The organism is Maribacter sp. (assembly GCF_016744255.1).
Taxonomy (GTDB): domain Bacteria; phylum Bacteroidota; class Bacteroidia; order Flavobacteriales; family Flavobacteriaceae; genus Maribacter_B.
Map to the genome: position 1 here is coordinate 1 of NZ_JADGES010000171.1, position 2,935 is coordinate 2,935.

A 2,935-nucleotide genomic window follows, 5' to 3' on the forward strand; every position below is an offset into this window, starting at 1 on the left:
GTTATATGTTTATATTAAACGATTTTTAAGTTTTATCTAGTTAAGCTTAAATTACGATGATTATTTTTTTTAAAAAGAAGATAACTTAAGCAGTAGTAGAGTAAGAAAAAAACATAAGAGTAGAGCTTGTTATGTATTTATAGCATTGTAGTTTAAGGTGTTCTGGGGAATCTTATTTTTCATCTATTTATGGTTAAATAGATGACATAGTTTCTTATATTCGCCTACAGATTATTTTTTTAGAATATTTTAAAAAAATAATATATGGATAAATTACCTTAAACTAAAGAACAGTTGTATGGCTAAAAGGGAACCAAACGTTATTGAATTAAATAAAAAATCGGAAGATTCAGGCTCAAAAATTGAAGCAATTAAGAATTTAATTTTTGGAGAAAATATAAAAGCCTACGAATCGGAGTTCGAGATGTTAAAACAAGACATCTTAGATAAGAAAAAGGTTTTAGAAGATTTAATGGATGAAGTTAGAGAGGATTTATCTAAGACTATAGATAACATAGCTACAGATGTTAATGTAAGAATTTCGGAGTTAGAAGAAAATTTAGAAGCCAAGATTGAAAATTTGGACAATCATACGGTGAAGAAAGAGATGTTGGGAGAGTTGTTCAAAGAACTAGGAGATAAAATAGGTAAAAAATAGTCTATTTCTAACTCTTCCTAATAATGAACGAAACAGATAGATTAGAAATATTAAAAGATATACTATTTACGGACGACCGTGCGTATGCAGAAAAAATTGCGAAAAGAATTGAAATTCTAGAGCAAAATATTGATGATAGTGAACGCCTGTCTGGCCAAGTAAGTCCTATAATAAAGAAAGAACTTAACGAGTTCGTAGAAAGTATTCCAAGTACTTTGGGACCTATCATTACCGAAACTTTAAAAGAAGAAATAAAGAATCATAAGGATGAAGTTGTAGATGCCTTGTATCCTGTTTTGGGTAAAATGGTTAAAAAGTATGTGGCTCAGGAGATGAAAATGCTTTCAGAGTCTATTAATAATCAATTATCGAGAAGGTTTTCAGCTAAGGGAATGTCTAGAAGATTTAGATCTTGGTTTGGTAATGTAAGTGAAGAAAAATTGTTGTTAAGTGAAATTTCTTCGGCAAAAATAGAGCAGGTTCTTTTAATAGAAAAAGACTCGGGAATATTAAAAGCTAGTTTTTCTAAAAGTAAAACTATGGATGAGGATATGATTTCTGGAATGCTTACTGCAATAAAATCTTTTGTAGAAGACGCATTTAATCAAAAAGACCAGAATTTAGAATTAATAGAATACGAGTTATACCATATACACTTACAAAGTTTTGTAACCCATTATATAGCAGTTGTAATTTCTGGTAATTACGATTTAAAATCAAAAAATAAAGTACAAGATATTATTTTCAACTTCTATAATAGTTTTATGGCAATGAACCTAGATTTAGTCTTTGCTTCTCCGAATTTAGAAATAGCAGTGGAACCAGTAACAAGAAAAAGAATAGAGAAAGAATTATCTAAAAGCTTTGGAAATGAACAAATCTAAAAAAATTGTTGTTCTAGGGCACTTTGGTGTAGGAAAAACTTCTTTAATTCGAAGATTTGTTAGCAATAGTTTTTCGGACAAATACTTAGTATCTATAGGTGTTCATATTACAAAAAAAGTGGTAGAAATTTCACCAGACGAAAACCTATCTTTTATAATATGGGATTTAGAAGGTACAGATGAAATACATACCATAAGAGATGCTTATCTTTTAGGAACACATGGAGCCCTATTTGTTTTCGATGTAACAAGACCTTCTACATTCCAGGATTTAAAAAAAGATTTAAAAATAATAACATCAAAAATACCTAAAGTGCCAATTTTAGTTATAGGTAATAAGGTAGATTTAGTAGTTGAAAAAGAATTAAAAGAACTATTGAAAGAATATAATATAGATTGTAATTTTTTAACAAGTGCTAAAACAGGAGATGCCGTAAATACCGTTTTTCAAGAATTAGCAAAAGTATTAAATGTCTAGTTTTAAAAAATACAATCAGGAATTTATAAGCCAAAATTTACATTTTTATTTGGTAGATTTTAAAGGGATAATAGTAGATAGTAATTCTTCTTTTATGCCTTATTTAACACAAAAAAAAATAACTACAGTACACCCTTTTTTTGAATGTTTCCCCTCTTTTGTAGACTCTTTAGAACAAGAGATTATTTTTAATTGTGTACACCTAGAAACCAACGGCACTTCATACATAACAGATGTGCAGTTTGTAAGAAAAGAGAATGGTGTATTGGTTATTATTCAAGATTTTACACAGCATTATAACGCATACCAACAAGTAGCACAGGCTAGGAATGAGTCTATTATTAATTCAGAACTTGTTGTTTTAAAGAATGAGGAGCTTCAGCAAAGAGAAGAGTTTAAGAATAGCTTTATACAAAACTTTAGTCATGAATTAAGAAACCCACTAACTAGTATAATATCATTAACAAAATTACTAGCAGAAACAGACTTAAAAGGACAACAAAAAGAAATGATTAATTTTTTGTTAGAATCTAATTCTAATTTAAAATTAATGTTAGAAGATATTCTTAGTATAAGTGTAATTTCATCCAATAAACTAGAGCTAAAAGAAAATACTTTTAATCTAGATAAATTAATTAATTTATTGGAGTTTACCTATACTGCAAAGGCAAAACAGATAGGGGTAGAGTTCTCTTTAAAAGTAATTGGAAAAATACCAGAAGTTGTAGCAGGAGACAGATTAAGGCTCTTTCAGGTGCTAACAAACCTTTTAGATAATGCTTTAAAGTTTACACCTAACGGAAGTGTTTCATTGGTTATAGAGCTTAATCAAAAAAGAGCAAGCAAAGCCAGCATAAGATTTTTGGTAGAAGATACAGGAATTGGTATTCCAAAAGCGGACCAAGAAAGTATTTT

4 protein-coding genes are annotated in these 2,935 nt (G+C 28.9%); all 4 read left to right on the plus strand.

What is annotated here, in order from left to right; genetic code table 11:
* Window positions 1-298 precede the first annotated feature (298 nt).
* Complete coding sequence (locus QZZ51_RS16460) at window positions 299-658, plus strand: fructose 1,6-bisphosphatase (RefSeq protein ID WP_291871675.1); 360 nt, start codon at window positions 299-301, stop codon at window positions 656-658.
* 23 nt (window positions 659-681) lie between these two features.
* Window positions 682-1,542, plus strand: a complete 861-nt coding sequence (locus QZZ51_RS16465; protein WP_291871677.1) for a cell envelope biogenesis protein OmpA — start codon at window positions 682-684, stop codon at window positions 1,540-1,542.
* Window positions 1,529-2,020, plus strand: coding sequence for a Rab family GTPase (locus QZZ51_RS16470; RefSeq protein WP_291871679.1), 492 nt, complete (start codon window positions 1,529-1,531; stop codon window positions 2,018-2,020). Before QZZ51_RS16465 ends, QZZ51_RS16470 begins: the two co-directional genes overlap by 14 nt.
* A partial coding sequence (locus QZZ51_RS16475; protein ID WP_291871681.1) for a histidine kinase dimerization/phospho-acceptor domain-containing protein occupies window positions 2,013-2,935 on the plus strand: 923 nt, incomplete at its 3' end. The genes QZZ51_RS16470 and QZZ51_RS16475, both read left to right, overlap by 8 nt.